This is a genomic window from Chryseobacterium paridis (assembly GCF_016595215.1).
Classification (GTDB): domain Bacteria; phylum Bacteroidota; class Bacteroidia; order Flavobacteriales; family Weeksellaceae; genus Chryseobacterium; species Chryseobacterium paridis.
This window is the reverse complement of sequence record NZ_JAENHK010000001.1, coordinates 322,102-339,610: the sequence shown is the minus strand read 5'-3', so window position 1 is coordinate 339,610 and position 17,509 is coordinate 322,102. Positions and strand designations below refer to the sequence as shown.

Genomic DNA, 17,509 nt, shown 5'->3' with positions numbered 1-17,509 from the left:
TTACAATTCGTCTAAGATACTGGTTATTTTATTAACCGAATTCTCAAGATTAAATGGCATTTGATAATAATTTAATGCTTCTGAATATTTTACAAAAATTTCAGGTTGTAGTAATGCCTTTTTCATTCCGGAATAAATTCCTTCTTCTGAGTTTTCAATAATCAAGCCTAATTTTCCCTTATCTAACATTTCTTTTACACCAGAAACTTCTGTTGCAATAATTTTCTTTTTCAAAGTTATGGCTTCAAATAAAACGGTTGGAAAACCTTCATATCGAGAACTCAGGATATAAAAATCAGCATTTTTGAAATACGGGTAAGGATTATCTGTGAATCCTAACATAGTAGCCGTATCATCAATACCAAGCTCAGATTTTAATTTTTTAATATTTTCGAAATCATATCCATCTCCAATAATTAAAACCCTATGCTGTAAACCTTCATCTATCAGTTTTTTATGAACTTTTAAAAGTCTGTCAAATCCTTTTTGAGGAAATACTGTTCCTACAGAAACAAAGGTTAGAATAGTTTGATCAAATTGATATTCTTTGACCGGTTCCTCAGCTTTTGTAAGAATTTCGTAAGTATCTAGTGGATTATAGATCTTAACGATCTTCTTTCTCTCAGTATTATCTTTAGCTAAAGAATGAAATAATTGTTCAATTTTCTCAGAGATTACAAGTATTTTATCAAAGCCAAAAAATTGACGGATCTCATCATTGGTATATCCCTTTACTTGTGATAGGTCGTTGTGGATCCAAACTACTTTTTTAGATGATTGAAGAGGAGAGTTTAGAATTTCGTCCCGCATTCCATGAATAGCAGCAAATTCTATATCATATTTTTTATTTCTTAACTTTCCTTTGTAGAGAAGGTTAGGGAATTTCTTTAATGTATTTTGGTAAATGACTCTCAAAGTCTTTTTAGGTATATCCTGAAGACGATTGGTTGTAATCATCTCTCCTTTATTTAAGTAAATTACATTAATCCAATCTGGGATATCAGATAAATACTTTCCTGAATATAGGTTTAAAAGAAGGTCAATATCGTACTTCTCCCGAGGTAAATTTTTTAAAAAAGTAGCTAATACTTTTTCTGCGCCACCGTGACGAAGGGAACCAATTCGGATAAGGATTTTTTTCTTTGGCACTATTTCGTGGTTTTGAATTTTTCAGGTAAATTCAATTTCAGCCATTGATTAAGCTCTTTTCTGTTTTTTTCCAAATCAATAGGATAATCAACAGTGGTTTTTTTCAAAACGTCAGCATAATCTTCTATTTCGCATACGTATTTAGCGGGGTTTCCTGCATAGACGGTATGTTCCGGCATTGATTCTGACAGTACAGAATTTGCACCCAGAACACAATTGTCACCTATTTCTACATTTTGTAATATGACAGAATTGCTACCAATAGCACAATTTTTTCCAATTTTTATCCTTCCAAAGTTTCTTACTTCTTCGTAGCCCTTCAGTTTTCTTATGTTTGCTGTTGCTCCAGAATGAGTAACAAAAGTTACTCCTGACGCAATTCTTGTGTCATCTCCAACTTCCACTAAAAAAGGCTCAGAACCAAAAGAAACATTATTTCTTACCACTACATTTTTGCCTAGTTTTAAGCCACTATTTATGCAGATTTTGAGATAAACAGAATGCTGGAAATCCTGAGTGAGGGTAGATATTTTGTTAATAATTTTATATATCATCATAGTAAAAACAAAGTTAGAAATTATTTTATAAATTTGCCTGTTCAAATATTACAACACAATGAAGGTCGAACATTTTTGCGAACTGCTTAAACAAGAACTAAACGAAAAAGCTACAATAACTCCAGACACTAATTTTAAAGAATTAGAAAGCTATGGCTCTTTGTCAGCTGTATTGGTTATGCAGTTGGTTGAAAATCAATTTGGGGTGAGCCTTAATCCCCGATCTTTCAGAAATATAAATACTATAGGAGATTTAACGGAAGCCATTGGAAAGGAGAAGTTTGATTAATTTTTAAAAACTTTCCGTAAAATAACCTTTTTGATACAAGGATAAATCATATTTTCCGGAGTATCAATATCCATGATTTTGTATTCTGAAAATCCAAATTTTGAATAATATTGTATAAGGTGTGGACTATTTTCCAGTACATCTATATAAATTTCGTTAGCCTGATTTTCAACCTGTGTAATGATATGGTTTAATAAAAATTCAGCAATTCCTTTACCCCTGAAATGATCATCTACAAAAACGTATTGAATAAGATATTTGTTTTCAGAATAACTTTTGGTTTCAGGTAAACCTTTTACCTTGTTAATAAACGACTGTAAATGCTCGCCTTTTAAATGAATAGGAAATAGTTCGCTTTTATTCTGATAATAGTTTGAATCTGTAAAAATAAGGGCACAACAGCCTGCAGGCTTGCCATCCACTTCTGCAATGGTATATGAATTCAATGAAAGTTCTGTGTCAAAATTTTCATCATCCAAAAAAAACTGATTAAGGTATTCTTTTGTAGTTAAAGAATCAGTCCCGAATATATTACTGTAGGTATCAGATTGTGATATCGGATTGGTTTCAATAGCTATTATACCCTTTATAATTAATGGGATGTCAGTTTTTGTTGCTTTTCTGATACTAATCATGACAGTGTTTTTTTTAATTCATTCCGGTCTATTTTTCCAGATGTATTGACTGGGAACTTTTCCAGTTTAATAATTTTCGAAGGAATACAGTATTCAGGTAAGTTATCTTTCAGATGAGAAACGATTAGATTTTCATCAATGTTCATGTCATTAATAAAAAGGACCAGAAGATCGTTGTTGTTGTTATCTTTATGGATGAGAGCAATGCTGATGGAATTATTCAGTTTTTCATTTGCAAAGTATTCGATTTCAGCTAATTCCACTCTGAAGCCATTTATTTTAGCTTGAAAATCTATTCTATTCAGATAGAAGTAGTCTCCCTCAGTATCTCTTAAGCACCAATCACCAGTTCTGTAAAATATTGTATCATCTTTTTGAATAAAAGCCTCATTGGTTTTTTCTTCATTCTTCCAGTAAGAATTCGCTAATAATTTTCCTGACAATAATAATTCCCCTTCATTAGTATCATCATTAGAAAAACTCATCATAGAATTGATCATAGACTTTCCAATACTTATAATTCCATTTTTTTCTTTAATAGGTGACTCAACTTTATAATAGGTACAGAAAATAGTATTTTCTGTTGGCCCATATACATTATAGATATTTGCGTTGGGAATAAAGTCTTTCCAACCCTCAATCTGCTTTGTTAATAACGCTTCTCCACAGAATAAATTGAGCCTTAAACTTTTATTTTTTATTTCTGGATCCAGGTAGGGGATAATCAGATTTAAAATACTTGGAACCATGAGGGCTATAGTAATCTTATTGGCTTCTAATAAGTCCAGAATCTGTAAAAATTTAGTTTCTTTTTTATGAAGGCCTACTACTGCAGCTCCATTTAACCAGGGAATCATATAACTCATCACAGATAGATCGAAAGTGAGCTCAAACATCTGTAATATATGATCATCGGACTTTAGTTTTCCAAAAGTTGAATGAAAGGCTTCCGAAAAATAATATAAGTTTGAAAATTGGATAGGAACTCCTTTGGGGTTTCCTGTACTTCCTGAAGTAAAAAGAATGTAGGCATTGTTATTAATAGATGCTTCAGAAGGTAGAGTAGAGGGGTCTTTATCAAACACTTTTTTAGTGTCGATAAGTTTAATTTGATAATTTTCTATTATTTCCACTGAGGTTAGAATCACTTCTATATCCGCTTGCTGAATAACATTGATATTCTTATTCATTGGAAAATCAGGATGTATTGGAACATATGTTTTTCCTGAGAACCATACAGCAAGAATTGAAGCATACATATGCACATCATCTGTAAGATAAATTCCTACATTTTGAGAATCAACTTTCTGTAACTGGTATCTGATCTGATCTGAAATATGTAACACCTCTCCATAGGTGTAGTTTTTATCCTCAATGCTAAAGCATGTATTGGTCTTATGCTGAAGAAATGATTGGTATAAATTTTCGATAAAAGGATTCATCATTCGAAATTTGTGTTATGATGTAATTTAAAAAAATTACGGTGTGGGATTTTCATTTTGATAAAGCTTCTCAATGATATTTTCTACGGCTTTGAAAATTTTGTCGTTATCAAATTGTTTTTCAATATCTTGTAAATTTTCCTGAATATGCTGGATAAGGTTTTTATTCGTTAAAAACTCTTTAATACCATCATACAAGCCTTCCTGGGAATAATCTGTTAAGTAACCTGATTCCTTATGGGTAACCATCTCAGGAATTCCTCCTACATTGGTTGCTAATATTGGCTTTTGTAGAATCAACGTCTCTGCAATAATTAATGGCCATCCTTCACTTTCTGAAGGCATAATATAAAAATTGGCGTTGGAAACATATGGATATGGGTTCATTTGAGTACCCAGTAGTTTAAAACTATCCTGAACTTTCAACTCTTCAATTCTTTTAGAAAGAAGATCATAATCCTCTCCATCTCCAATGATTATGATATTATGTTTGAATCCATCATCGATAAGTTTTTTATGAACTTCAAGAAGTGTTCTGTATCCCTTTCGGTAATGGAGTCTTCCTACAGATACAAATGTAGGAGTGTCTCCAAATTCAGGAGTAAATGCTTTTGCTTTTTCTTTTAATTCTTTTATGGGAATAGCATTGAGGATTACTTCTCCTGGGGGAAGTTGGAGATCAGGAAATTTTTCAGCTAATACATCTTTGCACTGTTGCGAGCCGTAAATGATGTAATCAAACTGCTGCATGTTCTTAAAAATTTCCTCCCGATAAGGAGCGAATCCATCTAAGGATAGATCTGAATGGAGCCAAGCAATTTTTTTTGATTTTTTATTGGTTGAGTTTAGTACTGTTTTGTATACCCCGTAAGTGGTAGCTATTTCCACATCATATTCGTCTTTTAAAATACGATCAGTAATTTTGGGATTTTTATTGACTTTATCCAGTTTAAACTTTCTTCTGGCCAATTGAATTTTTTGAATCACTGTGTTTTTGGAGAAATCTTCTTTACCGTCTGCTATATATACTTTTCTAATATCGCTGGGGAATTCATTTCTTAGTTCTCCCTGGTTAAGATTCAGGCATATCGTAAGTTCAAATTTATCTTTATCAAGATTGTTAAGCATACTTAGTACAACCTTTTCCACGCCTCCCATTTCCATAGAGCGGTGCCTGAAAAGAACTTTTATTTTTTTATGAGGCCTCATTATTTTGAAAGGTTTTTAGAGGGAATTAATTTTTTTCTGTTGTGTTAGATACTAATTATTTTGAAGAAAAGTTAATATTTTGACTTTTAATCTATGTATTCTTTTTGTCTGATAATCAAGTAAGCTGAAAATATCCTCTGCATTTTGATAAACTTCTGGGACTGCTTTTTTATTTATGGAAGTAATATTTCTTCTTTTTAAAGTGTTGAAAATAACTTTTGCAAATGAATCCTTTGCTTTTCCTTTGGATGTAGCTTGGGACACTCCATTTGGATGAAGTCTGTATTTATAAAGATCTTTGGGGATAAAATAGGCATCTCCAAAGTCCAGAACTTTCAAGTATAAATCCTGATCAACTGCGCTTTTTAAAGCAGGATCGATACCATCAGTTTTTAAATATGCCTCTCTTCTGAATGCTACAAAATGAGCAATCTGAATTGGGAAGTTGAAAAAATAGGGATCTTTGTTAAGAACCTGTTTTGCACCCTTGAAAGGATAAAGAATATTTAAATTTTGATCACAAGACAGAAATCTTGAATAGGTAAGAACTACATTTTTTTTCTGTTTGAAAATTTCTATTGAATCTTCAATTGCCGTAGGAAAAATAGCATCATCAGGATCTACAAATCCACAAATTTCTCCTGTTGCTAATTCAACACATCTTCTTTTAGTATACCCGACTCCCTTATTAACTTCATTTTCAAAGAAAACAAATCTACTGTCACCAGCTATGAGTGATTTTACAATTTCTTTTTCAGTGTCATTGGAATAATCATCTACAATAATCGCTTCCCAGTTAGTATAGGTCTGTTTTTGAAGACTTTCGTAACAGTCTTTAAAGTAATTACCATTGTTATAATGTGCGATGAGAACTGAAAATTTCATTTGTATTATGGTTTGAAAATTAATTCCTGTTTATTAACAATGGTTGTATTTGAGGGGATATCTTTATATATAGTACACCCTGCACCTATGATGCAATTATCACCAATAGTCACACCTTTTAGTATGGTGACATTACTGCCCAGCCAACAGTTTTTTCCAATTTTTATTGGAGCCTTTGTAAACTCACTATGAAAAATTCTAAATTCTGGGGAGCTTTGATGAGCGTGATTATGATCATATAATTTTACATTTTCACCAAATAGAGTATTCTCACCAATGAAAATACTATCTAAGCAATTGATGGAACAAAAATTATTCATGAAAACGTTATCCTCTATTTCTAAAGTTGCATTATCCTGAACTAAGATATGAATGTAATTTCTAAAACGGATGTTGTTACCAAGTACTATTTTTTTGACGTTCTTATAAACAACAAAATGATTGCCGATCCCCAATTTTATACCCTGTACACTTACTTTGGGGTGTTTATGGAGTATAGAAATTTGTTTTTTCCTTTGAAGTGTTTCAAAAAGTTGGGAAAGCATGTTTTCTAAATATCTTTGTTTATTTGTGTATATAAAATTAGTGGCAAATATTTTGCTAATAATTTAAACTAATTTTTATTATTTAAACTATAAGAATTGATCTTATTTTAAACAAATGTAGCTAAAAAAAAATATATTTTTGCAGTAAAATAAACACAATGGGTGAATTAAACAGAGTTTTTAAAACATTTATAGCATACTTAAAAAGACCTGATCTTTATCCCGAACTTGGGCGGAAAATTTTGAAAAATACGGTAAACAGGAATAATGCTTTTAAAGGAAAAGAGAAGACAAATTCATGGGCGAAATCAAAAGCTATTTCTCAAAAGGAAGCAATAACCAAACTCTTTGGTGTCGACATGTTTTCGTTTACAACTGAATATCAGAATATTTTGAATAATGCTGCACAAAAAGAGAAGAAGTGTCCTATTAAAATGGGAGGTCCTGGAGCATTAGAACTTATTTATTATGCATGTGAGTTCTCTCAGGCAAAAAATGTAATAGAAACTGGTGTTGCATACGGATGGTCCTCATTGGCATCTTTGTTATCTTTAGAAAAAAGAAATGGAAAATTATATAGTTCTGATATGCCATATCTGGGTCAGAATGGAGATCAATATGTAGGATATGTAGTTCCTGAAAACTTAAAGACTAACTGGAAGCTTTTTCGTTTTGCAGATAAAGAATCTCTGCCGAAAATTTTCGGTGAGAATGGAACTTTTGATGTTGTCCATTATGATTCTGACAAGAGCTATGATGGGATGTTCTGGGCTTATAATGAATTATATACCCATTTGAGAAAGGGAGGAGTGTTCATTAGTGATGATATTGGTGACAATTCTGCTTATCAGGATTTCTGTGAAAAGAATAATATAGACAGTACTATTATTGCAATGGATGATAAATATGTAGGCGTTTTCGTGAAATAGGAATCTATAATTTATAAAGAAATAGCCCAACTTTACAGGAAGCTGGGCTATTTCTTATTTTAGCATTGATATTTTAAATAAATGATTTAAAGTAAATATCTTCTAAAATTAATATTATATAATCCAGATTTAATACTGCGATAATCTGTAAATAGGTATTTTGTAATCATTCCCCATTTTTTAGGAATAGAAGCTTCAGCAATCTGAAAACTGCGGAGAGTCCTTTCGATATGTTTCTTTATATCGGTTGGAATTGAGCCTTCATTTTTCGCCCAATTATTTACTTCTGTCCAAAGCAGAATCCTTGTAGAAGATGGTTTTATTTTCCCAATGTCTACTTGTGTAATTCTGTTATTTTCGTGAACGCCTCTCACTGCAACAGCATTGTTGAGTGTTCCGGGGTATAGATGAAGATAATAGGAAAGTCGAAAAATAAATTCTGTATCCTGGTGAAGTCTCAAAGAAGTTTTGAAGAAAGCTCCAAGCTTAGAGAGCGAACTTTTTCTAATTGTTAATCCATCAAGACTAAAAAGGCCAAAACTACCTCTCATATTAAGAAGCCCCGGAAAAACATCTTCAGGAGCATGTTCTTTATATACTGTCGTTAGACGTTCTTCAAAAAGTTGGTAATATTGTTCCTTAGCTCTCTGGGAATAGTAATGCACTCCGATAGCGCCATACACTCCTTCCACTTCAGGGTTTTGAAAAAGCTCTTTTTCAGCATCAAACCGATTGGATAGATAATAATCATCAGCATCTAAAAATGCAATAAAATCTCCGGTTGCTTTTTGCATTCCCAGATTTCTGGAGGCTCCGGCACCATGATTCTGTTTATCTGGGTGTTGGTAAAGTATTACTCTATCATATTCTTTCGCTAATTTCTGGCAAACTTGCAAAGCATTATCAGGAGATTTATCCTCTACAAGAATTACTTCAAACACTTCATCAAACTGAAGAGCTGACTTAACAGCTTGTAAAATATAATTCTCTGCATTATAAACAGGAATGATGACAGATATTTTCATTGTTGTCAATTAATTTAGCAAACAAAACGGTAGATACTAATATGCAAGATTACGAAATTAATGAATACCTGAAGTTAATATTATATAAACCTGATTTTATGCTCTGATAATCAACGACTAAATATTTAAGAATCATGGCCCATTTTTTTAATTTTGGAGCATTTGCAATCTCAAAACTTCGTTGCATCCTTTTAATGTGGATTTTAATATTTTCAGGGATTGTTTCTTCGTCTTTTACCCAATTATAAGTTTCATTCCAAAGTATAACCCTTGAAATGGCTGGTTTGGCCTTGTTTGAATCTACTTTGGTAATTCTGTTACTTTCATGTACTCCCCTCATTGCAACGGCTTCATCAATAATTCCAGGGTATAAATCCAGATAATAAGACAAGCGAAATAAAAATTCAGTGTCTTCATGAAGTTTCATTGGTTTGAATAAGAGTTTTACTTTCTTTATTAAGGATTCTCTCCTAATAGTTAGCCCATCAAGACTAAAAAGTCCGAAACTTCCTAACTTATGAATTAATCCAGGGAAAACCTGCTTTGGATCATGTTTTTTGTAAACTGTAGTAAGTGAATTCTTGAATAAATTATAATACTGTTCTTTTGCTTTTTCAGAATAATAATGTACTCCTAAAGCTCCATAGACTCCCTCTACTTTTGGATTTTTAAAAAGCTCCTTTTCAGCATCAAACCGATTGGCTAGATAATAATCATCAGCATCTAGAAATGCAACGAAATCTCCCGTTGATTTCTGTATCCCCAAGTTTCTACTGGGGCCTGCACCATGATTTTGTTTATCAGGATGTTGATATAATTTTACTCTATCATACCTTAGTTCCAATTCCTCACAAGCCTGCAAAGAATGATCTGGTGATTTGTCTTCGACTAAAATTACCTCAAATACTTCATCATGCTTAAGAGCAGATTCAACAGCATCAGCAACATACTTTTCAGCATTATAAACAGGAATGATTACTGAGATTTTCATTTCATCTATTTTTGATAGTTAAATCGATATTGTGTTTTTAGTATATTGGGATTTTTAATTGCTTCAATAAAGATATTATAATATTTTGAAACTCCAGTTTTCTGAGACAAATCAAAAGACTTATATCTTAAGTAAATTTTTTCTTTGTATTCAGAAGGTATATTGTTTTTTGTAGACCAATCATATAAAGAATTCCAAAAAAGAAGTTGCCTCTGATTATATTGGGGAGAATATTTTATGATTTTAGTAATTCTGTTATCATCATGGATTCCCCTTATAGCCACTGCCTGATCTATTATGCCTGATTTTAAATAACAATGGTAGGCTAGTTTAATAATGAAGTCAGAATCCTGATGAACTCGAAGAAGTTCATTGAACTGTAGATTATATTGGTCAATAGATGACTTTCTTATAGTTAGAGCATTGAGATGAAAGAATGTCCCGAAGGTTTTAGGCGTTAAACCCAAAAGGCCCTTAAAAACTTCTTTACCTTCTGCAGGATAATTTACTGTGGTAAGTAAAGTGTCACTAAATTTAGACTGGTATTCCTGTTTTCCTTTTTCGGTTAAGTATTCAATACCAATTGCCCCAAAAACTCCTTCTATTTTGGGGTTATTAAATATTTCTTTTTCGGCTTGAAATCTGTTCGGGAGGTAATAATCATCAGCATCCAAAAATGTAATAAAGCTACCAGTTGATTTTGCAATCCCTAGATTTCTTGAAGCCCCGGCTCCATGATTCTTTTTATCGGGATGTTGGAATAAAATTACTTTTTTATTTTTAGAAACTAAATTTTGACAAACTTCCAAAGAGTTATCAGTTGATTGATCTTCAACTAAAATAACTTCCTTAACTTCCTCAAATTGTAATGCAGAATGGACTGATTTTTCTAAAAACTCAGCAGCATTGTATACAGGTATGATGACAGAAACATCAAGCATTATAATACATTTTGATTGTTATAGGCCCACAGAGCAAGTTGTAGCAAATTCCAGTGTTTATGATCTTTAGTCAGGAACTTTTGAGTATTGCCAAAATCAATATAGTTAAAAATTTTCTGATTAGGATCTTTAAGTAGATCATTGGAAAGATTAACAAGGGATTCTTCCTCAAACCAAGCTTTAACACTCATTCCAAATCCTTGTTTATGACGGTTTCTTATTGTTTCAGTCCAATATGAGCCCATCGTCTCCCGAAGTATAATTTTGTCATTTTCATTGTCCAGTTTCAATTGTTCTGGCAATTGTATACAGAATTCAGCAAAATCAAGATCAAGGAATGGAGTTCGTACTTCTAATGAATTGGCCATGGCCATTCTGTCGGATTTCATCATCATATCACCTGGGACATAGTTTTCGAGATCCATTCTCATAATATCATTCAACGAATCAGAATTGGGTGTAAAACTATAAGGTTGTTGAAAGTCTGATGAAACTCCTAATAAACTTTTTTCTTTTTTGTTAAATGCTGTTCTAACAGAATTCTGATGAAAGTCTAGAATAGATGAATATTGTAAATTACTTTGTGTGACGAAAGAAGTCTCCTTGAATTTTTGATAGAGTTTTAGTCCAAATTGAGCCACCATGTTTTTATAACTAAAATGATGTCTTAACTGATTCTCGACTTTATAAAAATGATAACCTCCAAATAATTCATCTCCCACATCTCCTGAAAGAACTACTGTCAGACTTTTTTTTGCATTTCTACAAATCTCATAATGTGGAATATATGATATATTTTCAAAAGGTTCATCCAAAAAAGGAGAGACTTTTAAAAGTGATGCAGCTATATCCTGTTTTTTTTCATGAACTTCAATATGATTGGTATGGTATTTTTCTGCGATCTCTTTTGCATATTTTAGCTCACTATCTTTATGGTCGTATCCGAAACTAATGGTTGTTTGTTTTGGCAAAAATTCATTGACCAAGCCAACGATAGAAGAAGAATCTAATCCTCCGCTTAAAAAGCTACCTACTTCAACGTCTGCGATGAGTTGCTTTTTAACAGCATTTTTTAAAAGATACAAAAACTCTTCCTTTGCATCAGATAAGCTTATGTTCCTATCTTTTGCCGGCAGACTATAGTAACGTGAAACCTGAACTTCTCGATTTTTATAAATCAATTGATGAGCAGGAGGAAGTGTGAAAATATTGCTATAAATACTTTGATAGGTGTTTACATATCCATATTGCAAATAATGAGATAAGGCATCAAAATTTACCTGTGGATGAATTAAACCAGAAGCCAGAATCGCTTTAATTTCTGAAGCAAAAATAAATTCATTATTATGACCGATAGCATAAAAAAAAGGTTTTTCCCCAAAGCGATCCCTAGCACAAAACAATTGTTGCTTTTGATCATCCCAAATTGCAAAAGCAAACATTCCTGGAAGATCATGAATAAGATTTTCCTGTTTTCTCTGATACATTGCTAGAATAACTTCTGTATCGGAGCTTCCATGATAGGGATATTCTGGATACTTTTTTTTGATATCAAGATATCCGTAAATTTCACCATTCAGTACAATGCATTCATTTTTAGTATTTGAAAACATGGGTTGCTTGCCATTTTCCGAAAGGTCTATAATTGAAAGTCTGCGATGGCCTAATGCTGCCTTTTCATAAAATTCATGATGTGCAGAATCTGGACCCCGGTGTGCTAAAACATCAGTCATTTTTTTTATTTCATTTGCATAGTTTTTAGCATTAGAAGCTATTATTCCAGCTATTCCGCACATAATATTGTATTTTTTTAATTAAGATTTTCTTTTTTGCAAAAGAAAATATCTTCTTCAGGATTTACTCCAAATTTTTTATATTTATTAGAAATATTTACTCTTTCGACAACAAAACCAACGTTTTCTAATCTTGTAACATAATCTTGGCCATAGATTCTGACATGATCAAATTGCCCAAAAAGCTCTTTTCTCTTTTGAGGATCAGAAATTGTGAAATCTTCATGGGTTTGTATACTATTTTTAGAAATCGGAACTTGTAAAATAGCTTGTCCTCCGCGCTTTAATACCCTTGAAATTTCTTTCATCGCTTTTGTATCGTCAGGAATATGTTCTAGTACATGATTGCAAATTACCATGTCAAAGTATTCATTTTCATAGGGAATGTCTAAAACGTTGATGTTTTTCACATGCTCTGGGTAATGATAACTTTCTGTAAATAGGTCTCCACAAATGTATTCTTTTAAATTATGATCCAAAAGAATTTTAGATAATTTAGGTTCTGGGGCAATATGTAATACTGTAATTTCTTTTGGAAGATTCAACTCTTTAATAATAAATGCATATAAAAGTCTTTCTCTATCTCTTGAATTACATTTATAACAACCAGCAGCTCTCCTTCCTCCTCCTATAACATGTTTTTCTATTAAAACAGGTAAATTATGTCCCACTACCTCTAAATCTTTAGAGTTGTACCCACAGAATGGACAATGATAAGTAGAGCCCGAATGAGAGAAGAGGGTAAGCCTTTTTTTTATTCTTTCTAAGATTTTCATATTTGTGTTTTTTAGATTAATTTATAAATTCAGAAAGGTTGTACCAACTTGGATAACTCTTTTTCGTATTTCAAGCAGTTCTTTTTCTTCATCAGAAATCTTTTTATATTTTAAAGATAATTTCTTGTAATTGTCAAACTTTCCTGTTATTATATTTTTTAAAAGACTTTGTTTAAGTGATTTCTTCTCTAAATGTAGAGCATTATTTAGATTAGGATTGATGATTTTAGTTTCTATCCTCAGATCCGGATATTTATTGTAGTCAATCTTTGTTAAAAGCTGCTTCCCGTCATGAACGACCCTGCTATTGGGAACAAGTAATATTTTTTTCTTATGGAAAACTACGCGGTTGGTATATTCAACATCTTCCCCATAATGAAAAAAATAGGGATTAAACCCACCCACAGTTTCGATAGTATGTTTTGGAAGAAGCCAATGTGCAGCATTGATAAAACTAATCTCATAAAAGGGTTTTGTGGTTTGAAAATAAAGATCTGAGATCATTCTGGTTTCAAAATTGTTGGCTATATATTTATCTAAAAAAATATCCAGATATTTTTCTGAACCATCTACATGCATAGGACTTATAATTCCTACTTCTTTTTGATTGGGATGATTATTATATACTTCCAGAAGTTTTTCGAGACTGTCAGGATAAAGCCAGGCATCCTGATTCATTAAATAAAAAAAATCTGCCCCTTCTTTATAGGCTTTTTCGATTCCTATATTATTGGCTTTGCCAAAGCCTAAATTTTCTGAAGACTGAACAAACTGAACTTCTGGAAAGTTTGTTTTGATATATTCCTGAGTATTATCTGTAGACCCATTATCGACTACAATACATTGTACAGGAACAGAAGATTGCCTTAAACTTGTAAAACATCTTTCTGCCCATTTCATGGCATTGTAAGTAACAATAATAAAATAAATCTTAGGCATTATTTTTTATTTTTAAATATACTTTACTGCTAGAGTTTTCAAATAATTATCTGGTTGTACTTCGGCGAAAAATGCATCTGTGTTGTGATCAAAAGTTACTTTGTAAAAATCACCTTCATCTACTTCGTCATAATCAGCAACCTGCTTCATTCTATCCTCAATGGCATTGATGATCTCTTTTAAATTATAATAATATGGGAAAGCAAAATTGATAGTTTCGTTTTTTACAGATCTACAAGTACTATTTAAAAAGCCAGAAATATCATCGATGTCTAACAAAAGTCTTCTTGCATTACGATGAAGTACAAACTTATGATTGTCTTTAATTTTTGTTTTAAGAAAATTGAAAAGCGTATTTGGATTTCCTCCTTTTCCTACAATATTTCCAATTCTTAAGATAAGATAATTATCGGAATTGTTTTTTATATAATTTTCCATTTCAAGTTTATGCAGGACATAATGGCTGTTCTGCTTTGACCGGTCATGAACACTTAATGTAGAGAAATAAATGAATTTCTTTTCTTTATTATGTTCAAGGGTATTTCTTAAAAGGTTGAACTCTCTTTGAAATTCGGCATCTTTTGTTTCAAGAGAATTTGAAACTCCTGAAGCAAAATACAATATTTCTTTTGTATCAATATTTTTTAATGAATTGGCAATAAGTCCTGTTCCTATAATCATTTATGCTGTCTTTTTTAAAGTCTATACAAAACTATTGTTTTGTTTTTTTATATGGTATTTTTGTTTGATAGTTCGATAACTCCATTTAATGGTGTGATATAATTTTACGGGAACAAATGAGAATTTAGACAAAACGTTATAAAAAAAATACCCCGTACTGGCTTTGAAAAAATCAAACTTAGATATAACATTTGAATAAGTCATCAATGTGTAATAAAAATAGCTTTTAAGCTTCAGGCTACTGTAATCTGAACCATATTTTTTTATAAAAGGAATGATAGCGAAATCTCTTTTCATGACCTCGGATGTTACATTTTTTGAAATGCTGGCACTAAATTGTCTATAAGTACTCATTTGTTCGGGGAGTATTTTTACTTTGCCATAACAGCCAGCTAATAAATAAAGGCATCTATCTGCAGAAATAATATCCGTAGGAAAATCGTCTTTCAAAATATCTTTTCTAAAGAAAAATGTTGAGGTCTGGCATATTTTTAAATCTGTTAAATCATCTTTTGTCAGTTCATCTCCGGGATGGTCAGTGAAGCTATGGCTAGGTGTTGGAGTATCTTCATATACAACTTTGGAATCTGTCCCTACTGCTGAAAAATCAGAATGAGTTTCTAAAAAATCGAATTGTTTTTGAAGTTTTGAATTATTTATCCAAAGATCATCACCATCTAAAATAGCTATATATTTTCCTGAAGCTTTTGAAAAAGAAAATAAGGTGTTTTTTACATACCCTAAATTCGGAACATTCTTAAAATATTTGATTCTGTCTCCGTTAGGATGTGTACTGATAATATTATCAATTACAGCTTCTGTATCATCTGGAGAATTATCATTACACACAATGATTTCATAAGTACCTGAAAATTCTTGAGCAAAAATGCTCTCAAGACATTCCTTGATATATTTTTCATGTTTATAGGTGGTAATACAGATACTAATGTCCATGTAGTTTTATTAGATTGTAAATATATCAGTTAACTTTAAATCAAGATATTGATGACGAATACATTTTGCCATGTATATTTTCTTATCAAAAAAATTCATGGTTTTTAAGTATGAGTTTCTATTTTTAATGAATAAAGAGTAAAGCTCAGTCTTGTATAAATCCTCCGTTGGATTTATTTCCTGAAATCTTTCCGTAGCTTTTAAATAAGGCCACACATACTCTTTAAAATATTGCTGGCTCTTAGAAATATTTTCTTTGTTTTGATTTTCCTCAGATTTATATCTTAAACCATAAACCTGTCCCGGGTGTAATCTGTATGTAGACAGGGCTTTGGGAATAAATCCCAATGTATTTTTAATACTTAATTTTTGTACGATAAAATAATCATGGGCTATAGGGAAGTTTTTGATACTGTATTTTTCTAAAGCATTTTTTCTTATAGCAAGTGCACAGCCTAAAATAAAACTTCCTTTATTAACGAGTGAAACAAAAAGGTTATTCTCATGAATATCTTTAATAACACTATCATGGCTGATATATTTCCAATTTAAATAAGATGGCTGTACAATTTCATTATCCATTAGTTTTAAATCATGAAATACTCCGTCAAATTGAGGGTTATTATTAAAAAAATCAATTGTTTCCTTTATCTTATTTTTGTCCCAAATGTCATCCTGATCACTAATAATAATGATTTCATTAGAGCAAAGGTAGATTGCTTTTTCAAAGTTTTTTATAAACCCTAAATTATTTTCATTTGAAAATATTTTGAAAATTTGCGGGTGATTTTTCTGATACTCATTAAGTATCTCCATTGTTTGATCAGAAGATCTGTCATCACAAATAATAATTTCATCAGGCAGTAAAGTTTGATCTAAAATGGTATCTAACTGCTTTGATAAATATTTTTCTCCATTGTATGTACATAATGCTACTGATACTTTCATAGCTTGAAAAATTTAAAAACTTTATTGGCTAAAAGATATCTTTTGCTGTTCAAAACAGATTTCAAATGATTATTTTCAGAGATTAACTTTGTATTACGATCATATAGGCTTTCAAAACTTCCCAGTTCTTTCGTAAAAAACTCTATATGTTTTCTATAAATTATATTATGAGTAATTAATTTTTTATGATCACCATTTGCCGACATTTCTTTTATCATAGATACTTCCTTGATTCTATAATAAAAACCAATATCTTCTAACTTAAGTACTTCGCCACCTTCTTTTAGAATTGCGATCCAAAAATCCCAATCTTCCCAACCATATATTAAGCGGGTATCATATCCACCGACTTTTTTCCAATCTTCTTTAGTGAAAAAAGCCGTACAAAAAATCATATTTTTTACTGCAAGCATTTCTCTGCTATAAGTTGGAAGATTCCATTTTCCATCCTCTGATCCAAATTTTTCAGCTTCACAATAAATAATCGTGTATCCTTTATCAAATTCTTTTTCAGCTAATTCTAGATATCTTTTATTTATTTTATCATCTGCATCGAGGGGTAATATCCAAATACCCGAGGCAATTTCTATTCCTGCATTTCTTGCAGACGACAAACCTCCATTTTCCTTATAAAGGTATTGAAAACGACTATCTTTTTGAACCCAATTTTTTGCAATTTCTTCAGTATTGTCTGGTGAACCATCATTCACAATAATACATTCCCAGTTCTGATAAGTTTGATCGAGAACTGTTTGTAAGCAATCATCAAGATATACAGCCTGATTATAGCAAGGAACGATTATGGAAATTTTTGGATTCAT

At 31.5% G+C, this 17,509-nt stretch carries 19 protein-coding genes; 2 read left to right on the top strand and 17 right to left on the bottom strand.

What is annotated here, in order from left to right:
- Positions 1-1,149, bottom strand: coding sequence for a glycosyltransferase (locus JHL15_RS01555; RefSeq protein ID WP_200241951.1), 1,149 nt, complete (start codon positions 1,147-1,149; stop codon positions 1-3).
- Positions 1,149-1,706: an acyltransferase gene (locus JHL15_RS01550; protein ID WP_200241948.1), complete on the bottom strand. Its 558-nt coding sequence runs from the start codon at positions 1,704-1,706 to the stop codon at positions 1,149-1,151. The genes JHL15_RS01555 and JHL15_RS01550 overlap by 1 nt, the downstream gene beginning before the upstream one ends.
- Positions 1,707-1,764: 58 nt before the next feature.
- Here JHL15_RS01550 and JHL15_RS01545 point away from each other — a divergent pair, with 58 nt between their 5' ends.
- Positions 1,765-1,995, top strand: a complete 231-nt coding sequence (locus JHL15_RS01545) for an acyl carrier protein (RefSeq protein WP_200241945.1) — start codon at positions 1,765-1,767, stop codon at positions 1,993-1,995.
- On the opposite strand, the gene JHL15_RS01540 is transcribed toward JHL15_RS01545, so the two are convergent.
- Genes JHL15_RS01540 through JHL15_RS01520 form a run of 5 tightly spaced genes read right to left on the bottom strand, consistent with a single transcriptional unit; the run spans position 1,992 to position 6,711 of the window.
- Positions 1,992-2,630 (bottom strand): GNAT family N-acetyltransferase, encoded by a 639-nt coding sequence (locus JHL15_RS01540; protein ID WP_200241942.1) that lies wholly within the window; start codon positions 2,628-2,630, stop codon positions 1,992-1,994. The two genes, JHL15_RS01545 and JHL15_RS01540, sit on opposite strands and share 4 nt — an antisense overlap.
- A complete protein-coding gene (locus JHL15_RS01535; protein ID WP_200241939.1) occupies positions 2,627-4,072 on the bottom strand; it encodes an AMP-binding protein in 1,446 nt (481 codons plus the stop codon). The genes JHL15_RS01540 and JHL15_RS01535 overlap by 4 nt, the downstream gene beginning before the upstream one ends.
- Before the next feature lie 36 nt (positions 4,073-4,108).
- Entirely contained in the window at positions 4,109-5,281 is a 1,173-nt protein-coding gene (locus JHL15_RS01530) for a glycosyltransferase (RefSeq protein WP_200241936.1), read from the bottom strand.
- Between the two features lie 51 nt (positions 5,282-5,332).
- Entirely contained in the window at positions 5,333-6,166 is an 834-nt protein-coding gene (locus JHL15_RS01525; RefSeq protein ID WP_200241933.1) for a glycosyltransferase family 2 protein, read from the bottom strand.
- A gap of 5 nt (positions 6,167-6,171) precedes the next feature.
- Positions 6,172-6,711, bottom strand: a complete 540-nt coding sequence (locus JHL15_RS01520; RefSeq protein WP_200241930.1) for an acyltransferase — start codon at positions 6,709-6,711, stop codon at positions 6,172-6,174.
- Positions 6,712-6,869: 158 nt separating this feature from the next.
- On the opposite strand from JHL15_RS01520, the gene JHL15_RS01515 reads away from it, so the two are divergent.
- Positions 6,870-7,640 carry a class I SAM-dependent methyltransferase gene (locus JHL15_RS01515; RefSeq protein WP_200241926.1) on the top strand — a complete coding sequence of 257 codons (771 nt, stop codon included), beginning with the start codon at positions 6,870-6,872 and terminating at the stop codon, positions 7,638-7,640.
- An 86-nt stretch (positions 7,641-7,726) separates the two neighbouring features.
- Here JHL15_RS01515 and JHL15_RS01510 read toward each other — a convergent pair whose 3' ends face one another.
- Genes JHL15_RS01510 through JHL15_RS01465 form a run of 10 tightly spaced genes read right to left on the bottom strand, consistent with a single transcriptional unit; the run spans position 7,727 to position 17,509 of the window.
- A complete protein-coding gene (locus JHL15_RS01510) occupies positions 7,727-8,665 on the bottom strand; it encodes a glycosyltransferase family 2 protein (RefSeq protein WP_200241923.1) in 939 nt (312 codons plus the stop codon).
- Between the two features lie 49 nt (positions 8,666-8,714).
- The gene (locus JHL15_RS01505) at positions 8,715-9,656 is read right to left on the bottom strand and encodes a glycosyltransferase family 2 protein (protein ID WP_200241920.1); all 942 of its coding nucleotides are present in this window, start codon (positions 9,654-9,656) and stop codon (positions 8,715-8,717) included.
- A gap of 5 nt (positions 9,657-9,661) precedes the next feature.
- The gene (locus JHL15_RS01500; RefSeq protein ID WP_200241918.1) at positions 9,662-10,597 is read right to left on the bottom strand and encodes a glycosyltransferase family 2 protein; all 936 of its coding nucleotides are present in this window, start codon (positions 10,595-10,597) and stop codon (positions 9,662-9,664) included.
- A complete protein-coding gene (asnB, locus tag JHL15_RS01495; RefSeq protein WP_200241915.1) occupies positions 10,597-12,393 on the bottom strand; it encodes an asparagine synthase (glutamine-hydrolyzing) in 1,797 nt (598 codons plus the stop codon). The genes JHL15_RS01500 and asnB overlap by 1 nt, the downstream gene beginning before the upstream one ends.
- Positions 12,394-12,407: 14 nt before the next feature.
- The gene (locus JHL15_RS01490) at positions 12,408-13,166 is read right to left on the bottom strand and encodes a class I SAM-dependent methyltransferase (protein ID WP_200241912.1); all 759 of its coding nucleotides are present in this window, start codon (positions 13,164-13,166) and stop codon (positions 12,408-12,410) included.
- 21 nt (positions 13,167-13,187) lie between these two features.
- Entirely contained in the window at positions 13,188-14,105 is a 918-nt protein-coding gene (locus JHL15_RS01485) for a glycosyltransferase family 2 protein (RefSeq protein WP_200241909.1), read from the bottom strand.
- 12 nt (positions 14,106-14,117) lie between these two features.
- Positions 14,118-14,786 carry an NAD-dependent epimerase/dehydratase family protein gene (locus JHL15_RS01480; RefSeq protein WP_200241907.1) on the bottom strand — a complete coding sequence of 223 codons (669 nt, stop codon included), beginning with the start codon at positions 14,784-14,786 and terminating at the stop codon, positions 14,118-14,120.
- A 21-nt stretch (positions 14,787-14,807) separates the two neighbouring features.
- Positions 14,808-15,740, bottom strand: a complete 933-nt coding sequence (locus tag JHL15_RS01475; protein ID WP_200241905.1) for a glycosyltransferase family 2 protein — start codon at positions 15,738-15,740, stop codon at positions 14,808-14,810.
- A 9-nt stretch (positions 15,741-15,749) separates the two neighbouring features.
- Positions 15,750-16,688, bottom strand: coding sequence for a glycosyltransferase (locus JHL15_RS01470; RefSeq protein WP_200241894.1), 939 nt, complete (start codon positions 16,686-16,688; stop codon positions 15,750-15,752).
- Complete coding sequence (locus tag JHL15_RS01465) at positions 16,685-17,509, bottom strand: glycosyltransferase family 2 protein (RefSeq protein WP_200241891.1); 825 nt, start codon at positions 17,507-17,509, stop codon at positions 16,685-16,687. The genes JHL15_RS01470 and JHL15_RS01465 overlap by 4 nt, the downstream gene beginning before the upstream one ends.